Below are 18,669 nucleotides of genomic sequence, written 5' to 3'. Positions count from 1 at the left end.
CATAAGGTAGAATAACGACTATATTCAGAAGGAATTTCCAACATGGCTCGCATTACCGTCGAAGACTGCCTGAAGCAAATCCCCAACCGCTTCGAACTGGCGCTCGCCGCCACCTACCGCGCGCGGCAGCTCGCGCAAGGCCATACGCCGAAGATCGAAAGCCGCGACAAGCCGACGGTCGTCGCGCTGCGCGAAATCGCTGCCGGTCAGGTCGGCGTCGAGATGCTGAAGAAGGTGCCGGTGTAACGCGCATCCGGCCCGTTCCAGCCATGTAGTGCACGCGCGCAACGACTCGACCTGGAGGCGAATATGAGCACCACCCCATCGTCCGCCTCCGCGGATTCGACCACCGAAGTCACGGCCCAGTCGCCTGCGCGCCAGTACATCGACGCGGTCCTCGAACAATCCTTCCGGCATCTGTTCGGGCCGACCGCCACACCGGAGCAGCCTCGCAAGCACGGCGTCGTTTCGATCGCGAATCTGACGACCGCGCTTGCCGAGTATCTCGGTCCGGACGAAATCAAAGAGGTCAAGGCGGCGTTCCACTTCAGCGACGAAGCCCACCTCGGTCAATATCGCCAGAGCGGCGAACCCTACATCACTCATCCGGTCGCCGTCGCGGAAATCTGCGCCGGCTGGAAGCTCGACGCGCAAGCCGTGATGGCCGCGCTGCTGCACGACGTGATGGAAGACCAGGGCGTGACCAAGAGCGAGCTGGCCGAACGGTTCGGCCCGAAGGTCGCGGAACTGGTCGATGGCTTGTCGAAGCTCGACAAGATGGAATTCCGCAGCCGCGAGGAAGCGCAGGCGGAAAACTTCCGCAAGATGCTGCTCGCGATGGCGCGCGACGTGCGCGTCATCCTCGTCAAGCTCGCCGATCGGCTGCACAACATGCGCACGCTCGGCGCGGTGCCGATGGAAAAGCGCCGCCGCGTCGCGCGCGAGACGCTCGACATCTACGCACCGATCGCGCACCGCCTCGGGTTGAACAACACGTATCGCGAGCTGCAGGACATGAGCTTCGCGAACTTCAACCCGCATCGCTACGCGACGCTCGAGAAGGCCGTGAAGGCCGCGCGCGGCAATCGTCGCGAGGTGATCAGCAAGATCCTCGAGGCCGCGCAGCGTGCGATGACCGACGCGAAGATCGACGCGGAAATCACCGGCCGCGAAAAGACCATCTACAGCATCTACCGCAAGATGCGCGACAAGCAGCTGTCGTTCTCGCAGGTGCTCGACGTGTACGGCTTTCGCGTCGTCGTCGACAACCCGCTCGACTGCTACACGTGCATCGGCGCACTGCATGCGCTGTACAAGCCGGTGCCCGGCAAGTTCAAGGACTACATCGCGATCCCGAAGATCAACGGCTATCAGTCGCTGCACACGACGCTCGTCGGCCCGTTCGGCGCGCCGATCGAGTTCCAGGTGCGCACGCGCAAGATGCACGAGATCGCCGAGGCCGGCGTGGCCGCCCACTGGCTGTACAAGAACGGCGGCGCCGATCTGAACGACGTGCAGAAGCGCGCGCACCAGTGGCTGAAGTCGCTGCTCGACATCCAGAGCGAAGCGGGCGATTCGAGCGAGTTCCTCGAGCACGTGAAGATCGACCTGTTCCCGGACGCCGTCTACGTGTTCACGCCGAAGTCGAAGATCATGGCGCTGCCGCGCGGCGCGACGGCGCTCGACTTCGCGTATTCGATCCACAGCGATCTCGGCAACCAGTGCGTGGCCGTGAAGATCAACAACGAATTGCTGCCGCTGCGCACCGAGCTCAAGAGCGGCGATATCGTCGAGGTGATCACGGCGCCGTATTCGAAGCCGAACCCCGCGTGGCTCGGCTTCGTGCGCACCGGCAAGGCACGTTCGGCGATTCGTCACTATCTGAAGACGATGCGCCTGAACGAGTCGGTGCAACTCGGCGAGCGGCTCGTCGACCAGAGCCTGAAGGGTTATGGGTTCGCGCTCGCCGACGTGACGCCGGAGGTGTGGGACAAGCTCGTCCAGTGGACCGGCAACAAGAGTCGCCAGGAAATCTTCGCGGACATCGGCCTCGGCCGGCGGGTGGCGGCCGTGATGGCCAAGCGCATCGAAGTGCTGATGAGCGGCCGCGACGCGGACGACGATCTGCCGAAGTCCGAGCGCCATCCCGCGCACCATGCGCCGCCGGTCGTGATCACCGGCACCGAAGGCATGTCGGTGCAGCTGTCGGCATGCTGCCGGCCGATTCCGGGCGATGCGATCATGGGCTATATCGGCATCGGCCTCGGGATGGCGATTCATACGACCGATTGCCGTGTCGCGCAGCGCATCCACCGGCGCGATCCGGGGCGCTGGATCGACGTCGAATGGGCGCCGCAGCCGGGCAGGCTGTTCGACGTCGCGGTGAAGGCGCTGGTCAAGAACACGAAGGGCATCTTCGCGCGCGTTGCGGCGGACATCACGTCGGCCGACGCGAACATCGTGCATATCGCGATGGACGAAGATCTGACGCACGAGTCGACGGTGCTGCGCTTCGTCATCCAGGTCAGCGACCGCCTGCATCTCGCGAACGTGATGCGCCGCGTGCGCACCAATCCCGACGTGATGCGGATCATGCGCGAACGCTCGACCGAGGACGGCGCGCATGCGCGTCACGACGGCGGCATGCGGATCGAGCGCGAGCGCCAGGATTACTGACGCTGCACGGTTGCGGCGAGTCGAGACGGCGGCCACGGGCCGCCGTTTTCTTTGGGGCGACGGAAGGGAAGCCGAAGAAGGGAGCGGAAAAGAAAAAAGGGCCTTCCCGGAGGAAGGCCCTTCTGAGGTGGCGCGGCTGGCAGGATTCGAACCCACGACCCCTTGGTTCGTAGCCAAGTACTCTATCCAACTGAGCTACAGCCGCACGCAAGACGGTACTGCTTCAACTGTCGGAACCTTCTGCGATGGGAAGGCCCCCAAAAAAGTGGCGCGGCTGGCAGGATTCGAACCCACGACCCCTTGGTTCGTAGCCAAGTACTCTATCCAACTGAGCTACAGCCGCACGCAACAACAAACACTACTGCTTCGAACTGAAAGGGCCTTCGGTTTGGAAGGCCCTCGAAAAGGTGGCGCGGCTGGCAGGATTCGAACCCACGACCCCTTGGTTCGTAGCCAAGTACTCTATCCAACTGAGCTACAGCCGCACGCAGAAGCGGAAGTATAGCAGGGTTGTATAAAAAGGGAAGCCTTATCCGCAAAAAATGTCGCCTGATCTTGCATGCCCGCGTTCGTGTACCCTTGGGGCATCAGTCATTCACGTATCGAATCAGCATCATGAACAAGGCGTTTGTCAAAGAATCGGAAGGCGACGACGACGATCTCGACCCCGGTCAGCCGGCGATCCCGGCGGGCACCAAGAACTACATCACGCCGGCCGGCCACAAGCGGCTCAGGGACGAGTTGCTGAACCTGATCGACGTCGAGCGTCCGGAGGTCGTGCGCCTCGTGTCGTGGGCCGCGTCGAACGGCGACCGGTCCGAGAACGGCGATTACATCTACGGCAAGCGGCGGCTGCGCGAAATCGACCGCCGGATCCGCTTCCTGACGAAGCGGCTCGATCTCGCCGAAGTCGTCGACGCGAGCCGGCAGGAGAACGTCGACCAGGTGTTCTTCGGCGCGACCGTCGATTACGCGACGCCGGACGGCGAGGACCACACCGTGACGATCGTCGGGATCGACGAGGTGGACCTCGACCGCGGCTGCGTCAGCTGGATCTCGCCGATTGCACGGGCGCTGATCAAGGCGAAGATCGGCGATACCGTCACGTTGATGACGCCGGCCGGCCCGCAACCGATCGACGTGCTCGACGTGCGCTATCCGGCGCGGGACGACGCATGAGCGCGTAGCGGCGTGCGGCGTCGCAGCGGTGCGTATCGACGTCCGCGGCGCCCGCACGGCCAGCCCCCATGACGGCGGCGCGATCGCCGCAGCAATGGTTCAGAAGCGGTGGCGCATACCCGCGGTGACGGCGATTTGCTTGTTCGTCGACGACGCGCTGCCGAGCCCGTTGATGTTCGCGCCGATCGCCAAGCCGTCCGCGTTGACGCGCTGGTATTCCCCTTGCAGATACAGGTCGGTGCGCTTCGACAGCGCATAGTCGGCTTGCAGGTTGAACTGGTGCCAGCTGGGCGACTGGCCGTCGAGGCGGGCATCGGTGTAGGTGTACGAGCCGGCCAGCGAGAATGCCGGCGTCAGCGCATAGCGGCCGTTCACCTCATAGTTGTTGAAGCGCGTGCCGCCCGTGAGCGCGATGCCGCGCGACACGCCCGACTGTCCGGCGCTGATGCCGGCCGAATCGGTGAGGCGGGTCTGCGTGAACACGAAGCCGGCGGTCGCCGGGCCGAAGCCGTAGTTCAGGCCGGCGCCCCAGGTACGCTGGCGGCCGGCCGCGAAGGTCCAGTCGCCGGCCACGGCGCCCGGGTCGCTCGCTGCGAACGCCGGCGCGTTGACGTTGTTGTTCAGCTGCATGTAAGCGGCCGCGACGTTGAAGCCGAGGTAGCTGTATGACGCGCCGACGCTGTATGCGCGATTGTTCGCGAAATTCGTGGCGTTCGAGAAGCCGTACAGCGCGCCGAATTTCAGGCCGCCGTAGTTCACGCTCTGGTATTTGATGGCGTTGTTGATCCGGAACGAGTTGTTCAGGTTGTCGTTGTCGAACGGGTGCGCGAACTCGGTGCCGCCGTACTGCGTGCCCGTGAGCGACAGCGGCCCCAGGTAATCGACGACGCTGTCGTATTGGCGGCCGAGCGTGAGCGAGCCGAAGCCGTCATGCGCGAGCCCGACGAATGCCTGCCGGCCGAACTCGCGGCCGTTCTGCTTCAGCGTGCCATTGTTGATGCCGAAGCCGTTCTCCAGCGTGAAGATTGCTTTCAGGCCGCCGCCGAGATCCTCGGTACCGCGCAGCCCCCAGCGGCTGCCGTTGATCGAGCCGCTCGTTTCCTGCCACGCGCTGTGGCCGCCCTGGTTGTTCGTGTAGGTGATGCCGGCGTCGATCAGCCCGTATAGCGTGACACTGCTTTGCGCATGGGCGGCGATCGCCGGAATGCCGGCCAATGCGGCAACGATCAGCGTCTTTTTCATGATCTGTCTCCAAACGATTGTTGTCGATCGAAGCCGCAGCGGGCTGTCGCGTGCATCGCCATCGAGCTGTACACGCGTGACATGCGGGGCAGCGGCCGCTCAGTCACCAATCCGTTTTGTAGTGTATGAAGCGCCGTGGCTCCGGTAGAGAAGCGCGTGCCGCAATACTGTATTTAGGATGGCGCAAGAATCGTCGCGCGGGCGGAGTGCCCCGATTATCCGGGCATTGCGGCGGCGCAACATACGATTGCAGTCGTCAGCAGTGCGTACTGACGTTGCGCCGTCGCGACACTGCCAACGCCTCCGCGCAAACAATCCGATTATTGACACATCGGCAATAGAGGTTTGTGCGGAGCATGGATAATGAAAGGATGTAATCTCGTTATACTGCAGTCTCTGCTTTCCGAAGCAGACTTTTTCGTTGACGGAAAAGATCTCCAAACCTTTGTCGGCGCGACTTCCCAGTCGCGCTTTTTTTTGCCCGTCGTTCCTGTCCTTCCCCGCGGCTTCTCCCGCGCCGCTACGAGTACGAGCGTCGCTTGCGTCTCGCAGCCGGTTCCGCGTCTTTGGTTTGCGCCTGCGGCGGCGTATAGGTCCAGTCTTCCATCACGTAGTGACGGGCATCCAGCGGCGACGCCAACAGGTTTTGCCAATGGTCGCCGTGCCAGGTCGGATCGAACTCGGTGTCACACGGCGCTTCACGGGACTCGGCCAGCGCGCGGGACTTGCGGCGTGCGCGTGCGAGTCGGCTCGCGAAGCGCTTGATTCCGTCCAGCCACATGACCTTCTCCTCCAATTGCGTGACTCCAGCATCGCAACGTGGCGCGGCTTGCGCAACCGGAAAAAACCCCGAGGATTTTACCGGCATGATTCGACCCCGGTATGTTTTTCATCACTTCGATTAACGGTGATCCATGCCCGGTAATATTGACAGGGTTTTGGCGCGAATTAGTTAATAGAAGACGAGTGTGTGCCCATTCCAATGGCATTGATGTGATTTTGATAAAGAGGGCGTTAAAAATTCGCTTGACGCGCCTGGATCGTCCAATTTATAAAGTGAGCACTCCGTCCCCGGACGCAGCGCCCATTGAGAATCGGCACGCTGTTACGGGTGTTCGGGAAGCGGCTATAAATGGTAGCTTTTTTGATCTAAACGAGTGGGGAACGAAGGTATGGATACCGGTATCGTAAAATGGTTTAACGATGCTAAAGGTTTTGGCTTTATTACATCCGACAATGGCGGCGAAGATTTGTTTGCGCACTTCTCCGAAATCCGGATGGAAGGCTTCAAGACGTTGAAGGAAAACCAGCGCGTTTCGTTCGAGGTGAAGGTCGGCCCGAAGGGCAAGCAGGCAGCGAATATCCAGGCAGCCTGACGCGCCGCGTAGTACCGATCACGTCCGGCCCCCGCATAGCGGGGGCTTTTTGCTTTTCCGGCCGCGAAAACGGTCGACGGGCGGATCGATTTCGGTTGCACTGGCCCGCGACACCCGCGCCGGTGCATACTCGCGGAAGCATCGTTTCTCCCGTCTCTTCATGTCCGACCTTTATCCGTCCGATCCTGCCAGCGAACAGCCGCTCGTCTTCGTCGACCTCGAAACCACTGGTGGATCGCCCGCCGAACATCGCATTACCGAAATCGGGGTAGTCGAAATCGGTCCGGGCCACATGTCCACATGGACGACGCTGGTCAATCCCGGGCAGCCGATCCCGCCGTTCATCCAACAGCTGACCGGTATTTCGGACGACATGGTGCGCGACGCGCCGTCGTTTGCGTCGCTCGCGCCGGCGCTGTTCGAGCGTTTGGACGGCAAGCTGTTCGTCGCGCACAACGCGAGCTTCGACCGTGGTTTTCTGCGCGCAGAATTCGAGCGCGCCGGCCTCGCATTCAACCCCGACGTGCTATGCACGGTGAAGCTGTCGCGCGCGCTGTTTCCGCGCGAGTCGCGGCATGGCCTCGATGCGCTGATCGAGCGGTATGGGCTGGTCCCCGCCGCGCGCCACCGCGCGCTCGCGGATGCGGACCTGATTTGGCAGTTCTGGCGGCAATTACACACGCTCGTGCCGCTCGAGCGCTTGCGCGACCAGATCGCACGTACGACGCGCCACTTCCGTCTGGGCGGCGACTTGACCGAAGCATGGCTCGATACCGCGCCGGCCGGATGCGGCGCCTATGCGCTGTTCGGCGAGGGCGACGAAGCGCTGTACGTCGGCCGCAGCGTGCGTGTCCGGCAGCGCTTGCGTGCGCTGCTGACCGGCGAGCGGCGCTCGTCGAAGGAAATGCGGATCGCGCAGCAGGTGCGGCGCGTCGAGTGGCGGGAGACCGGCAACGAGCTGGGCGCGATGCTTGCCGAAGCGCAGTGGATCGCGCGCCTGCGCCCGGCATACAACCGGCGACCCACGGCTGCGGCCGTACGTGCCGGTGATGCGCCCTGGCCGTTCGACGGCGCGGTCGCGTTCGAGGCGCACGGCGAGCGCAGCCTGTTTCATGTGATCGATGCGTGGCGTTACCTCGGCGTGGCCGAGTCGCTCGACGCCGCCGCGCGGCTCGCGGCGGACGGCACGGACGGCGCGTTCGAGCCCCATACGCAGCGTCTGTTGCAGACCTATCTCGCGCGCGGCCTGCAATTGATCCCGCTGGCGGCGCTCGCGGCCGCCGACTGAGAATCGCGCGCGGCTGCCTGCGATCGTGGCGGCCGGTCAGCCGATCGCGCTGGCACCGCCCGCCGAGCAAACATGGGACAGCGCGGTGCCGAGCGCCTGCGTACGCGTCGAATCGTAGCGGGTAAGCGTCTTCCAGTTCGCGATGCTGCGCGCGAGCCGTGCCTGGCAATCCGGGGCGTCGCGCACCGGCGCGGCTTGCGCGAGCGCGGCCAGCATCTTCTGCGTGAGCTGATCGAGCGCCGGGCGCGTGCTGGTCGCGAGGTCGGGTGGCGTTCCTTCCGGAGGCCGCGTCGCGCGCCAGTTGGCGAACAGCGCGTTTTGCACGTCCTTGCTGGCGGCGATCTGGTCCTCGAAGAAGGTGCGGGCGACCGCCGCGTCGACGCCGGCTTGGACCGCGCGCTTTTCCACCGACGCGAGCAGCGCGGCTTCGCGCGGCTTGTCTTCGATCGCCTGGTGGTTGGCCCATTTCCAGCGCGCGACCGGCTCGGCAAGCGCGAGCCGCTGCGACGCAAGGGCGACGAGATTGGTGAGCGCGGTGTCGTCGCCGTCTGCGCGCGCCGCGGGCGGCGCCGAAAGGAATGCGACACCCAGCGTGGCGACAGCGAGGCTGGCACGAATGGCTTGTTTCATCGGGACGTTCGGAAGTGGCCGCAGGGGCCGTGGCGGGAAAACCAGAAGGATAGACGAAGACGGCCGCGCGGCGGAGCGACGCGACAGCGGATATTCAGCGGACGCGCCGAACCGGCACCGTCAGGCCGTTGCAGCCCGGGTGCAAAGCGATCTGCGCACGAAACGCAGCGAGAAACCGCACGATCTCGATCGACACGCGACGGTTACGGAACGGAACGCGCGATCACTTCGGCGCGTAGAGCTTGTGCTGCTCGTCGAAGAATGCCCGGACGTGCTCGGGCAACTCGGCGAGGAACTCGACGCCGACGGGCTCCGGATCCGGGCTCATCACTTGCTCGGGCGGCGGCATGCGGGTTGGTCTTTCATCCATGATCGTTTCTCCAGCGGGTTCAATAATTATCAACCTCGCGCTCGGATTTATGCCAGAGGCGAATCGTTAGTTTTTGTCTCTGTTGTATTAACGGCACATGCGTTGGCGCGCGCTGTCCGATGCCGACTATTGCGCCGCGCAGGATCGGCAACGATCGGTCCGCTTGTTATACTTCGCGCGCACTTTTTCCTCGACCGCGATGACACGAAAGACGCGATGGATCGGCCTCGTCTGGCTGGCGCTGGTACTGAACGTACTGTCGCCAGTCATCGGCTATGCGCGCGTCGCGGCGAGCGGTTCCGGCGCGCTTCCGCTCGAGCTGTGCAGTGCGGCCGGCGCCCACCGCGTCGTGTTCGCACCGTCCGCCGACGAGCAGGGCGCGGCGTCGTTCGACCATGCCGCCGTACCGCACTGCGTGTACTGCCCGGGCTTCGCGTCGAACGTCGCGCTCGCCACTAGCGTGCCTGTCTTGCCCGGCTTCGTGCGCGCGTTCGCCTACCGGGCCGTCGCACCTGTCGTGCCCGATCGTCCCGGGCAGCCTATCCGACTCGCGCAGCCGCGCGGCCCGCCTGAATACGTCCCGATCTGATTGATATCGTCCGCGCGCCTCGACGGCGCGCGTGCCGCCCGCGGGCGCGTTCCGCGCGCCACGCCTCACGCGCGCGCTGCGTGCGCTCGCGTGCTGCGGCATTCGGTCACGTTTTCAGGAATTGATCCATGTCGTTCACCTTCGCCGCGCGCCCGCCGCGCGGACGGCTCGCGCTCGCGTGCGCGACCGCTTTCGTATGGCCGCTCGCGCAAGCGGCCCCGATCGACGGCGCGTCCGCCGATCCGACCTCCGGCGCGACGCGCGTGTCCGCCGACGGCGTGCCGTCCGCTGCCGTACCCACGCCCGCACCCACGCCGACCGGCGACACGCTCAGCGCCGTCAGCATCACCGCCCAGCGCCAAAGCGTCGATCCCGACACGCCGGCCGTCGTCGAGTCGATCACGCGCGAGCAGATCGACTCGCACACCAACACCAGCACCGAGGACGCGCTGAAGTACGCGCCCAACCTGATGGTGCGCAAGCGCTACATCGGCGACCGCAACAGCGTGTTCGCCGGGCGCGACTTCAACGAGCTGCAGAGTGCGCGCGGGCTCGTCTATGCCGACGGCCTGCTGCTGTCGAACCTGCTCGGCTCGAGCTACGCGTATCCGCCGCGCTGGTCGCTGATCGCCCCCGACGACATCGCGCGCGTCGACGTGCTGTACGGCCCGTTTTCCGCGCTCTATCCGGGCAACGCGATCGGCTCGACCGTGCTGCTGACGACGCGCAAGCCCGACCGGCTCGAGGCGTCGGTGTCGACGCAGTTCTTCACGCAGCGCTATCGCGACGGCTACGGGTTCGCGGACAGCTTCGGCGGCAACCATCAGACGGCGAGAATCGCGAACCGCATCGGCAGGTTCTGGTTTTCGCTGTCGCTCGACCGGCTGGAGAACGATGGCCAGCCGATGCAGTATGCGAGTCCCAATGCCGCGTACAACCCGCGGCTCGGCGCGGCGGTGCCCGTGACCGGCGCGGCCACCGACATCGGGCCCAACGGCAAGCCGCGCACGATCGTCGGCGCGCAGAACATCGAGCGGACCGAGCAGCTCAACGGCACGGTGCGGATGGGCTATGCGTTCACCGACCACGTCGATGCGACCCTCACGCTCGGTCACTGGGAAAACCACTACCGGCAGCACGGCGCCACCTTCCTGCGCGACGCGGCCGGCAATCCGGTGTACGGCGGCAACGTGTCGATCGGCGGCCGCAACATGACCGTCGCGCCAAGCGCATTCGCGCCGCAGCGCGGCGACCAGGAGAACTGGCTGTACGCGCTCGGGCTGAACGGCCGGCTCGATTCCGGCTGGAGGCTGTCGGGCGTGGTGTCGGCCTACGACGTGTCGCGCGACGTGCTGCGCGCCGCGTCGACCGCGCAGGGCGGTGCGGGGACGCTGTTCGACGGCAACGGCACGGGCTGGCGCACGCTCGACCTGAAGGCCGAGGCGCCGGACGTGCACGGTCATACGTTCACGTTCGGCTATCACTACGACAACTATTTCCTGCGCAACGTCACGTACAACACGGCCGACTGGCTGGCTGGGCCGAGCACGTCGGTCGCGAGCGTCTACCGCGGCGATACGCGCACGCAGGCGCTGTTCGCGCAGGACGCGTGGCGGTTCGCGCCCGGCTGGCTCGCGACGCTCGGCCTGCGCTACGAGCGCTGGGACGCCTACGGCGGCGCGCTCGGCAACGGGAGCGCCACGCTCGGCTACGCCGACCGCGGCGCGAATGCGCTGTCGCCGAAGGTCGCGCTGCAATGGGATGCGACCGACGTGTGGCGCTTCCGGCTGTCGTTCGCGACGGGCACGCGCTTTCCGACGGTCGGCGAGCTGTTCCAGGGGACGATCTCGAACAACGCGATCGTCAACAACAACCCGGGCCTGCGGCCGGAAAAGGCGATCGACTGGGATTTCACGGCCGAGCGCGACGTCGGCGTCGGCGTGGTGCGGGCGAGCGTGTTCCAGAGCGACCTGCGCGATTCGATCTACAGCCAGACGACGGTGTCGGGCGCAACGACGGTCACCAATATCTCGAACGTCGACCGCGTGCGCGTGCGCGGCGTCGAGCTCGCATTCAGCGGCCGCAACGTCGGGCTGCGCGGGCTCGACATCGACGCGAACGTGTCGGCGAGCAACGCGCAGATCCTGGCCGATGCCGCGAATCCGGCGTACGTGGGGTCGCGCTTTCCGCGCATCCCGCGCGTGCGCGCGAACCTGCTCGCGTCGTACCGCTTCGACGAACACTGGCTGGGAAGCGTCGGCGTGCGCTACTCGGGCCGCCAGTTCAACACGCTCGACAACAGCGACGTGAATCCCGACGTGTACGGCGGCACCAGCAACTTCACGATCGTCGATCTGAAGGCCCGTTACAGCTTCGACCGTCACTGGAGCGCCTCGGTCGGCATCGACAACGTGACCGACCGCCGCTACTACGTGTTCCATCCGTACCCGGGCCGTACCTTCTTTGGAGAATTGAAATGGTCGCTGTGAAATCGTTCGCGGCAGCTTGCGCGTTGTGGCTCGCAACGCTGTCGTGCGCCGCCGCGCACGATCTGCGGGATACGCACGCCGCACCGCAGGCGGCCGATCCGCATGCCGCGCACATGAGCATGCAGCCGGCGCCGGCGCAGCAGAAGCCGCCGCTCGCCACCGGCGCGGCGTTCGATGCGCGGCACCGGCTGTGGGTCGCATGGGTAGAAGGCGCGCACGTCGTCGTCGCGCACTCGGATGACGCGGGCCGCACGCTGTCCGCGCCGGTCACCGTCAACGCGATGCCCGAGCCGATCTACACCAGCGCGGAAAATCGGCCGAAGCTCGCGACGAGCCCGGACGGCCGCGCGGTGTACGTGTCGTGGTCGATGCCGCTCGATGCGCCCTACACGGGGATGGTGCGCTTCTCGCGTTCGCTCGACGGCGGCGCGACGTGGAGCGTGCCGATCACCGTGCATCGCGACCGTCAGGCGATCACGCACCGCTTCGACATGATGGCCGTCGACCCGGCCGGCAACATCGCGATCGCGTGGATCGACAAGCGCGATCTCGTCGCGGCGAAGGCGGCGGGGCAGTCGTACGACGGCGCGGCCGTCTACTACGCGGTGTCGCGCGACGGCGGCGCGTCGTTCGAAGCGGAGCGCAAGGTGACCGACCACACCTGCGAATGCTGCCGGATCGCGATGGCCGTCGATCCGGCCGGCCGCATCGAGGCCGTATGGCGCAACGTGCTTCCCGGGCAGATTCGCGATCACGCGCTCGCGGTGCTGCCGATCGCGGCATCGGAGCCGGTCGTGCCGTTGCGCGCGACCTTCTCGAACTGGCGGGTCGACGCGTGCCCCGAGCACGGGCCCGCGCTCGCGATCACGCCGGACGGCACGCGCCACATCGCGTGGTTCGGCGTGGTCGACGGCCGCGCCGACGTGTTCTATTCACGCATCGACGCAGACGGGCGGCCGCGCGGCACGCCGTGGGCGTTCGGCGCGAATCCGGCGGCGCCGGCCGAACAGGCGTCGCATGCGGCGCTCGTCGCGCGCGGCGACGTCGTGTGGCTCGCGTGGAAGGCGTTCGACGGCGACACGATGCACATCAGGCTGCGCCGCTCGGACGATCGCGGCGAGCACTGGTCGGCGCCGCGCGACATCGCGTCGACGTCCGGCGCGAGCGACAACCCGCAGCTGCTCGACGATGCGGGCCGCATCTACGTGTCGTGGCGCACGCGTAACGACGGCTATCGTCTGATTCCGGTGGAGGGCGTCCAATGAAGCGAGGGTGGATCGTGGCGCTCGGCGCGCTGCTCGCGAGCGTGCCGGCATGGGCCGGCGAGCTGCAGCCGCTGCGTGCGGCCGAGGTCGCTAAGCTGTACGCGAGTGCGCATGAGCGGCCGCTCGCGGTCGAGATCTGGTCGCTGGACTGCGGATACTGTCGCGAGAACGCCGCGCATCTGGTGGCGTGGCAGCGCCGGCATCCGGACGTGCGGCTCGCGATGGTCGCGCTCGATGCTTACGACGACAGCGCTGCCGCGCTCGCCCACGCGCTCGCGCAAATGAACCTGCCGCCGCAAGTGGCGCAATACGCGAACGCAGAGCCGATGCCCGAGCGGCTGCGCGCGGCGCTCGATGCAGGATGGCGAGGAGAAATGCCGCGTACCGTCTGGATCGGCCGCGACGGTGTGCGCGACGCGCGCAGCGGCTTGCTGACGTCCGACGTGCTGGACGGCTGGCTGCGGCACGGCAACGGCCGCTGACGAGGACGGCGGCGCGCGAAGGGCTGCGCGCCGCGTCTCGGTGGGCCAGAAACGAAAACGCGCCCGAAGGCGCGCGAGAAGATCGTCAGGCCGCGCGCCTGAATAGCCGGATCACGAACAGCAGGATCACGGCGCCGATCACCGCGACGATCACCGAGCCGATGAAGCCGCTGCCGATGCTGATGCCGAGCAGCCCGGCAAGCCAGCCGCCGATCACCGCGCCGACGATGCCGACGATGATGTCGACGATCAGCCCGAACCCGCCGCCCTTGACCAGCAGGCCGGCGAGCCAGCCGGCGATCGCGCCGATGATGAGCCACATAATCAAGCCATGAGTCATGGTGATCCTCTCCTTGTGTTTGAGTCGAAATGACCGGACGCCGGCTGTTCTGCCGCATGCTGCTTGAAGGCGACAGTGCGACCCGCCGCGCCGCCTTCGCAATGTAACGCGATAGACGGGTCGGAATCGTTAAGTAATGTTATGCACGCTTAAACGCTTTTTCCAGCAGATTCGCCGGCTCACCGGGCGTGGTGCGTGGGAGAGGAGAGCGGTGTCGGGAGCGATGCCGGCTGAGCGGCGGCTGCCGCAACGTGGCGCACGGCAAGGTGTCGCAGCGGCAATCACGCGGCTGCGTAGAGCAGGCTGAATGAGAGGGAGAACGGGCGCACGCGGTGTTGCACGAACGTGGGTCGGAAAAAAGAAAAGGCCTGACGAGCATTACTCGTCAGGCCTTTATGTCTTGGTGCCGGAGATAGGAGTCGAACCTACGACCTTCGCATTACGAATGCGCTGCTCTACCAACTGAGCTACACCGGCAGCAGAGAAATGAAATTATATGGTCAAGTCCGAGATCTTGGCAATAGGTTTTGCGAAATTTTTTCAGCTTGCTGCTGCTTCTACTTCGCGAAACCGTCGATCCGGCGGGCTTGCCGCTTTCACTTCACTACGATGCGGCTTGTGAGGGCCGCATCGCGAAGGCGCAATTCTACTGAGGTCGCGCGCCTTCGTCCAGTGCTTCGGTGCAAATTTATTTGCCTTCGTTGTGATAGGCGGTCACGCGCTCGACTTCGTTCTTCGAGCCGAGGAACACCGGCACGCGCTGGTGCAGGCCGGTCGGCTGCACTTCCATGATGCGCTGCGTGCCCGTGGTCGCCGCGCCGCCTGCCTGCTCGACGATGAACGACATCGGGTTCGCTTCGTACATCAGGCGCAGCTTGCCCGGACGATCGGGCGTGCGCTTGTCGGCCGGGTACATGAAGATGCCGCCGCGGTTCAGGATGCGGTGCACGTCGGCCACCATCGACGCGATCCAGCGCATGTTGAAGTTGTCGCCGCGCGGGCCTTCCTTGCCGGCGTTCAGTTCGGAGACGTAGCGCTGCACCGGCTCGTACCAGTGGCGCGCGTTCGATGCGTTGATCGCGTACTCGCGCGTGTCGGCCGGGATCTGCATGTTGCTTTGCGTGAGCACCCACGATCCGACTTCGCGGTCGAGCGTGAAGCAGTTCACGCCGTTGCCGGTCGTCAGCACGAACACCGACTGCGGGCCGTACACCGCGTAGCCGGCCGCGACCTGTTCGGTGCCCGGTTGCAGGAACGATTCCTCGGTGGCCTGCTTGCCGTGCGGGCAGCGCAGCACCGAGAAGATCGTGCCGATCGACACGTTCACGTCGATGTTCGACGAGCCGTCGAGCGGATCGAACACGAGCAGGTATTCGCCGCGCGGGTAGTTCGCGGGGATCGGGAAGAACGTTTCCATTTCCTCCGACGCCATCGCGGCGAGGTTGCCGCCCCATTCGTTCGCGTCGAGCAGGATCTCGTTCGACAGGATGTCGAGCTTCTTCTGCACTTCGCCCTGGACGTTCTCGCTGCCGGCGGTGCCGAGTGCGTCGCCGAGCGCGCCCTTCGACACGTTGTAGCTGATCGCCTTGCACGCGCGGGCGACGACTTCGATCAGCAGCCGCAGGTCGGCGGGCAGGTTGTTGGTCTCACGCTGCTGCTCGATCAGGAACTTGGACAGCGTGGTGCGGCGGGCAATGGACATGACAGACTCCGAAAGGCCAAAGAATCCTTGAATTGCCGCAATTTTACCCGGCACGCCCGTCGCGCCGCCGCCTTTTTTCGTCCGGTTACATGGACGCGACGCGCCCGTGCGGCGGCCCCGCCCGAGCCTGGCCGGTGTGGAGCCGATAAAAAAGCCGGCGCCGCAACGAGGCGGCGCCGGCTTGGTCGCAGCGGCAGGCGATGCGTCGCGCGCGTTATGCGAGCGCCTTCTCGACGATCTCGCGCACGTCGCGCGATTTCGCGCCGGCCGCGACCTGCTCCAACGCTTCGCGCATCCGGTCGCGCAGCGTCGGCGTGAAGCGGCGCCACAGCTCGAGCGAGCGGGCGAGGCGCGCGGCGACCTGCGGATTGATCGCGTCGAGCGCGAGCACCTGCTCGGCCCAGAACGCATAACCCGAGCCGTCCGCCGCGTGGAACTGCGCCGGGTTCGCCGCGCAGAAGCTGAAGATCAGCGAGCGTGCGCGGTTCGGATTCTTCAGATTGAACGCGGGATGCGCCATCAGGTTGCGGACCTGCGCGAGCGTCGGCCGCGCCGGCGTGCCGCGCTGCGCGGCCTGCATCGCGAACCACTTGTCGATCACGAGCGCCTCGTTCTCGAAGCGGCGGTAGAAGTCGCCGAGCGCGCGCTCGGCCGCGTCCGTCGCACCGGCCGCAGCGCCCGCCAGCAGCGCGCCGAGCGCGGCGGCGCGATCGGTCATGTTGTTCGCCGCGTCGTACTGCGCGGTGGCGATGCGCACGGCTTCGGCCGGATCCTCGAGTTCGGCGAGATACGCGAGCGCGAGGTTCTTCAGCGCGCGGCGGCCGGCCGCGTCGGGCGTCGGTTCGTACGCGCCGGGCGTCTGATGCTGCTCGTATGCGGCCAGCCACTCGGCGCGCAGCGCGGTCGCGAGCTGGCGGCGCACGAACTGGCGCGCGCGGTGCACGGCGGCCGGGTCGGCTTCGGCCATCTGGTCGGCCAGATAGGTTTCCGACGGCAGCGTCAGCGCGAGCTCGCGGAACGCGGGCGACAGGCTGTCGTCGGTCAGCACGCGGCGGAACGCGGCGATGAAGTTCTCGCCGAGCGCGAGCGGCTCGTTCGCCGCGGCGCGCGCGGCGAGCGTGAGCAGCGCGCGCGTCGCGAGACGCTGGCCGGCTTCCCAGCGGTTGAACGGATCGCTGTCGTGCGCGAGCAGGAACGCGAGATCGTCGTCGCTGTAGTCGTACTCGACGATGACCGGCGCCGAGAAGTTGCGCAGAAGCGACGGCAGCGGCTCTTCCGCCACGTCGACGAACGTGAAGGTCTGCTCGGCGGCCGTGAATTCGAGCACGCGCGTCGTGCCCGACGCCGCGGCTTCGCCGTCGAGGCGCAACGGCAGATCGCGGCCGTCGCGGCCGATCAGGCCGAGCGCGAACGGAATCAGCAGCGGCCCTTGCTGGGTCGCGCGCGCGGCCGGCGACGCGTCGCCGTAGCCCTGCGCGAGCGTGATCGTATAGCGTCGCGCGGCCGCGTCGTAGGCGGTGCGGACCGACACGCGCGGCGTGCCGGCCTGGCTGTACCAGCGCTCGAATTGCGCGAGGTCGCGCCCGTTCGCGTCGGCCATCGCATGCCGGAAGTCGTCGCAGGTGACCGCGTGACCGTCGTGGCGCTTGAAGTACAGGTCCATCCCCTTGCGGAAGCCGTCGCGGCCGAACAGCGTCTGGTACATCCGCACGACTTCCGAGCCTTTCTCGTAGACGGTCATCGTGTAGAAGTTGTTGATCTCGACATAGCTTTCCGGGCGCACCGGATGCGCCATCGGGCCGGCGTCCTCGGCGAACTGCAGCTGGCGCAGCACGCGCACGTCCTCGATGCGCTTGACCGCGCGGGCCGCCGATTCGACGTCGTCGCCCGCGGCCATGTCGGCCGAGAACTCCTGGTCGCGGAACACGGTCAGGCCTTCCTTCAGGCTCAGCTGGAACCAGTCGCGGCAGGTCACGCGATTGCCGGTCCAGTTGTGGAAGTACTCGTGGCCGACCACCGATTCGATGTTCGCGAAGTCGGTGTCGGTCGCGGTCTCGGGGTTCGCCAGCACGTACTTCGTGTTGAAGATGTTGAGCCCCTTGTTCTCCATCGCGCCCATGTTGAAGTCGCCGACCGCGACGATCATGAAGCGGTCCAGATCGAGCTCGAGGCCGAAGCGCCGCTCGTCCCAGCGGATCGAATGGATCAGCGAATCCATCGCATGGCGCGTCTTGTCGAGATCGGCCGGTTCGACCCACACCTGCAGCAGTTTTTCCTTGCCCGAGCCGGTCGTGATCTTCTCCTCGATCGCGACGAGCTTGCCCGCGACGAGCGCGAACAGATAGCTCGGCTTGCGGAACGGGTCTTCCCATTTCGCGAAGTGGCGGCCGTCCGGCAGCTCGCCCGAGTCGACGAGGTTGCCGTTCGACAGCAGCACCGGGTACGCGGCCTTGTCGGCGCGCAGCGTGACGACGTACGACGCCATCACGTCCGGCCGGTCGACGAAGTAGGTGATGCGGCGAAAGCCTTCGGCTTCGCACTGCGTGAAGAAGTTGCCGCTCGAGACGTACAGGCCCGACAGCGTGGTGTTCTGGTCCGGCGCACATGCGCTGTCGAGCGTGAGCTCGAACGCGTCGGGCACGTTTTCGACCGTCAGCCCGTGTTCGTGCGCGCGCACCGCGCCGTACGGCGCGCCGTCGAGCCGTGCGCCGAGGAAGTCGAGCGCTTCGCCCATCAGCTCGAGATGCGGTGCGGGCGCGGCGTCCGGGTTGCGGCGCACGCGCATCGTATTCCTGACGACCGTGCGAGCCGGTGCGAGATCGAATTCGAGTGCGACGGAGTCGATGAGGAAGGCCGGCGGCGTGTAGTCGGCGCGGCGGATCACGGTGGAGGAAGCGTTGTCGGACATGGTCGTCGAGGTGGGTGGAATGGGGATCGGGCCCGCGGCGCGGGCCGGGCGAGTCGGGTCATTGTACAAAGGCTTGCGCCCGCGTGCCGCGCGAACTTTTTGCCGGCTCGGGGAGTCCGCGTATCATCGGCAT

General features: G+C 66.1%; 16 protein-coding genes and 4 tRNA genes. 9 read left to right on the top strand and 11 right to left on the bottom strand.

Annotated features, from left to right (window positions below; all coding sequences use genetic code 11):
- Window positions 1-42 precede the first annotated feature (42 nt).
- Both rpoZ and AK36_RS24410 read left to right on the top strand, forming a co-directional pair.
- Window positions 43-246, top strand: a complete 204-nt coding sequence (gene rpoZ, locus AK36_RS24415; protein WP_006025620.1) for a DNA-directed RNA polymerase subunit omega — start codon at window positions 43-45, stop codon at window positions 244-246.
- A 63-nt stretch (window positions 247-309) separates the two neighbouring features.
- Window positions 310-2,676 carry a RelA/SpoT family protein gene (locus AK36_RS24410; protein ID WP_011883730.1) on the top strand — a complete coding sequence of 789 codons (2,367 nt, stop codon included), beginning with the start codon at window positions 310-312 and terminating at the stop codon, window positions 2,674-2,676.
- 128 nt (window positions 2,677-2,804) lie between these two features.
- On the opposite strand, the gene AK36_RS24405 is transcribed toward AK36_RS24410, so the two are convergent.
- The 3 genes from AK36_RS24405 to AK36_RS24395 form a co-directional block, all read right to left on the bottom strand.
- Window positions 2,805-2,881: transfer RNA gene (locus AK36_RS24405), tRNA-Arg, on the bottom strand.
- Window positions 2,882-2,942: 61 nt separating this feature from the next.
- Window positions 2,943-3,019: transfer RNA gene (locus AK36_RS24400), tRNA-Arg, on the bottom strand.
- Window positions 3,020-3,084: 65 nt separating this feature from the next.
- Window positions 3,085-3,161: transfer RNA gene (locus AK36_RS24395), tRNA-Arg, on the bottom strand.
- Window positions 3,162-3,291: 130 nt separating this feature from the next.
- Between AK36_RS24395 and greB the strand changes: the two genes are divergently transcribed.
- Window positions 3,292-3,855: a transcription elongation factor GreB gene (gene greB, locus AK36_RS24390; RefSeq protein WP_011883732.1), complete on the top strand. Its 564-nt coding sequence runs from the start codon at window positions 3,292-3,294 to the stop codon at window positions 3,853-3,855.
- Window positions 3,856-3,954: 99 nt separating this feature from the next.
- Here greB and AK36_RS24385 read toward each other — a convergent pair whose 3' ends face one another.
- Both AK36_RS24385 and AK36_RS24380 read right to left on the bottom strand, forming a co-directional pair.
- Window positions 3,955-5,097, bottom strand: coding sequence for a porin (locus tag AK36_RS24385; RefSeq protein ID WP_045579364.1), 1,143 nt, complete (start codon window positions 5,095-5,097; stop codon window positions 3,955-3,957).
- A gap of 520 nt (window positions 5,098-5,617) precedes the next feature.
- A complete protein-coding gene (locus tag AK36_RS24380; RefSeq protein WP_045579363.1) occupies window positions 5,618-5,878 on the bottom strand; it encodes a hypothetical protein in 261 nt (86 codons plus the stop codon).
- A gap of 391 nt (window positions 5,879-6,269) precedes the next feature.
- Between AK36_RS24380 and AK36_RS24375 the strand changes: the two genes are divergently transcribed.
- Window positions 6,270-6,473: a cold-shock protein gene (locus tag AK36_RS24375; protein WP_011883742.1), complete on the top strand. Its 204-nt coding sequence runs from the start codon at window positions 6,270-6,272 to the stop codon at window positions 6,471-6,473.
- 160 nt (window positions 6,474-6,633) lie between these two features.
- Window positions 6,634-7,761 (top strand): exonuclease domain-containing protein, encoded by a 1,128-nt coding sequence (locus AK36_RS24370; protein WP_045579362.1) that lies wholly within the window; start codon window positions 6,634-6,636, stop codon window positions 7,759-7,761.
- Window positions 7,762-7,797: 36 nt separating this feature from the next.
- On the opposite strand, the gene AK36_RS24365 is transcribed toward AK36_RS24370, so the two are convergent.
- Together AK36_RS24365 and AK36_RS34030 are read right to left on the bottom strand one after the other, a co-directional pair.
- Window positions 7,798-8,391, bottom strand: coding sequence for a chorismate mutase (locus AK36_RS24365; RefSeq protein ID WP_011883744.1), 594 nt, complete (start codon window positions 8,389-8,391; stop codon window positions 7,798-7,800).
- A 223-nt stretch (window positions 8,392-8,614) separates the two neighbouring features.
- Window positions 8,615-8,761 carry a hypothetical protein gene (locus tag AK36_RS34030; protein WP_006476612.1) on the bottom strand — a complete coding sequence of 49 codons (147 nt, stop codon included), beginning with the start codon at window positions 8,759-8,761 and terminating at the stop codon, window positions 8,615-8,617.
- A 199-nt stretch (window positions 8,762-8,960) separates the two neighbouring features.
- Here AK36_RS34030 and AK36_RS24355 point away from each other — a divergent pair, with 199 nt between their 5' ends.
- The 4 genes from AK36_RS24355 (at window position 8,961) to AK36_RS24340 (ending at window position 13,586) form a co-directional block, all read left to right on the top strand.
- On the top strand, window positions 8,961-9,350 hold the full coding sequence (locus AK36_RS24355) for a DUF2946 domain-containing protein (protein ID WP_045579503.1): 390 nt from the start codon (window positions 8,961-8,963) through the stop codon (window positions 9,348-9,350).
- Window positions 9,351-9,478: 128 nt separating this feature from the next.
- The gene (locus tag AK36_RS24350; protein WP_045579361.1) at window positions 9,479-11,839 is read left to right on the top strand and encodes a TonB-dependent receptor; all 2,361 of its coding nucleotides are present in this window, start codon (window positions 9,479-9,481) and stop codon (window positions 11,837-11,839) included.
- The gene (locus AK36_RS24345) at window positions 11,827-13,104 is read left to right on the top strand and encodes a sialidase family protein (protein WP_045579360.1); all 1,278 of its coding nucleotides are present in this window, start codon (window positions 11,827-11,829) and stop codon (window positions 13,102-13,104) included. The genes AK36_RS24350 and AK36_RS24345 overlap by 13 nt, the downstream gene beginning before the upstream one ends.
- Window positions 13,101-13,586, top strand: a complete 486-nt coding sequence (locus AK36_RS24340; RefSeq protein WP_011883757.1) for a TlpA family protein disulfide reductase — start codon at window positions 13,101-13,103, stop codon at window positions 13,584-13,586. Before AK36_RS24345 ends, AK36_RS24340 begins: the two co-directional genes overlap by 4 nt.
- 85 nt (window positions 13,587-13,671) lie before the next feature.
- Here AK36_RS24340 and AK36_RS24335 read toward each other — a convergent pair whose 3' ends face one another.
- The 4 genes from AK36_RS24335 to pepN form a co-directional block, all read right to left on the bottom strand.
- The gene (locus AK36_RS24335) at window positions 13,672-13,926 is read right to left on the bottom strand and encodes a GlsB/YeaQ/YmgE family stress response membrane protein (protein ID WP_006476609.1); all 255 of its coding nucleotides are present in this window, start codon (window positions 13,924-13,926) and stop codon (window positions 13,672-13,674) included.
- A 401-nt stretch (window positions 13,927-14,327) separates the two neighbouring features.
- A tRNA-Thr gene (locus AK36_RS24330) sits at window positions 14,328-14,403 on the bottom strand.
- 211 nt (window positions 14,404-14,614) lie between these two features.
- Window positions 14,615-15,628, bottom strand: coding sequence for a class 1 fructose-bisphosphatase (locus tag AK36_RS24325; RefSeq protein WP_011883759.1), 1,014 nt, complete (start codon window positions 15,626-15,628; stop codon window positions 14,615-14,617).
- Window positions 15,629-15,842: 214 nt separating this feature from the next.
- Complete coding sequence (gene pepN, locus AK36_RS24320) at window positions 15,843-18,536, bottom strand: aminopeptidase N (RefSeq protein WP_045579359.1); 2,694 nt, start codon at window positions 18,534-18,536, stop codon at window positions 15,843-15,845.
- Window positions 18,537-18,669 lie beyond the last annotated feature (133 nt).

The organism is Burkholderia vietnamiensis LMG 10929, from assembly GCF_000959445.1.
Classification (GTDB): domain Bacteria; phylum Pseudomonadota; class Gammaproteobacteria; order Burkholderiales; family Burkholderiaceae; genus Burkholderia; species Burkholderia vietnamiensis.
Note: the sequence above shows the minus strand (reverse complement) of the source record. Positions and strands in the feature narration are given on the sequence as shown.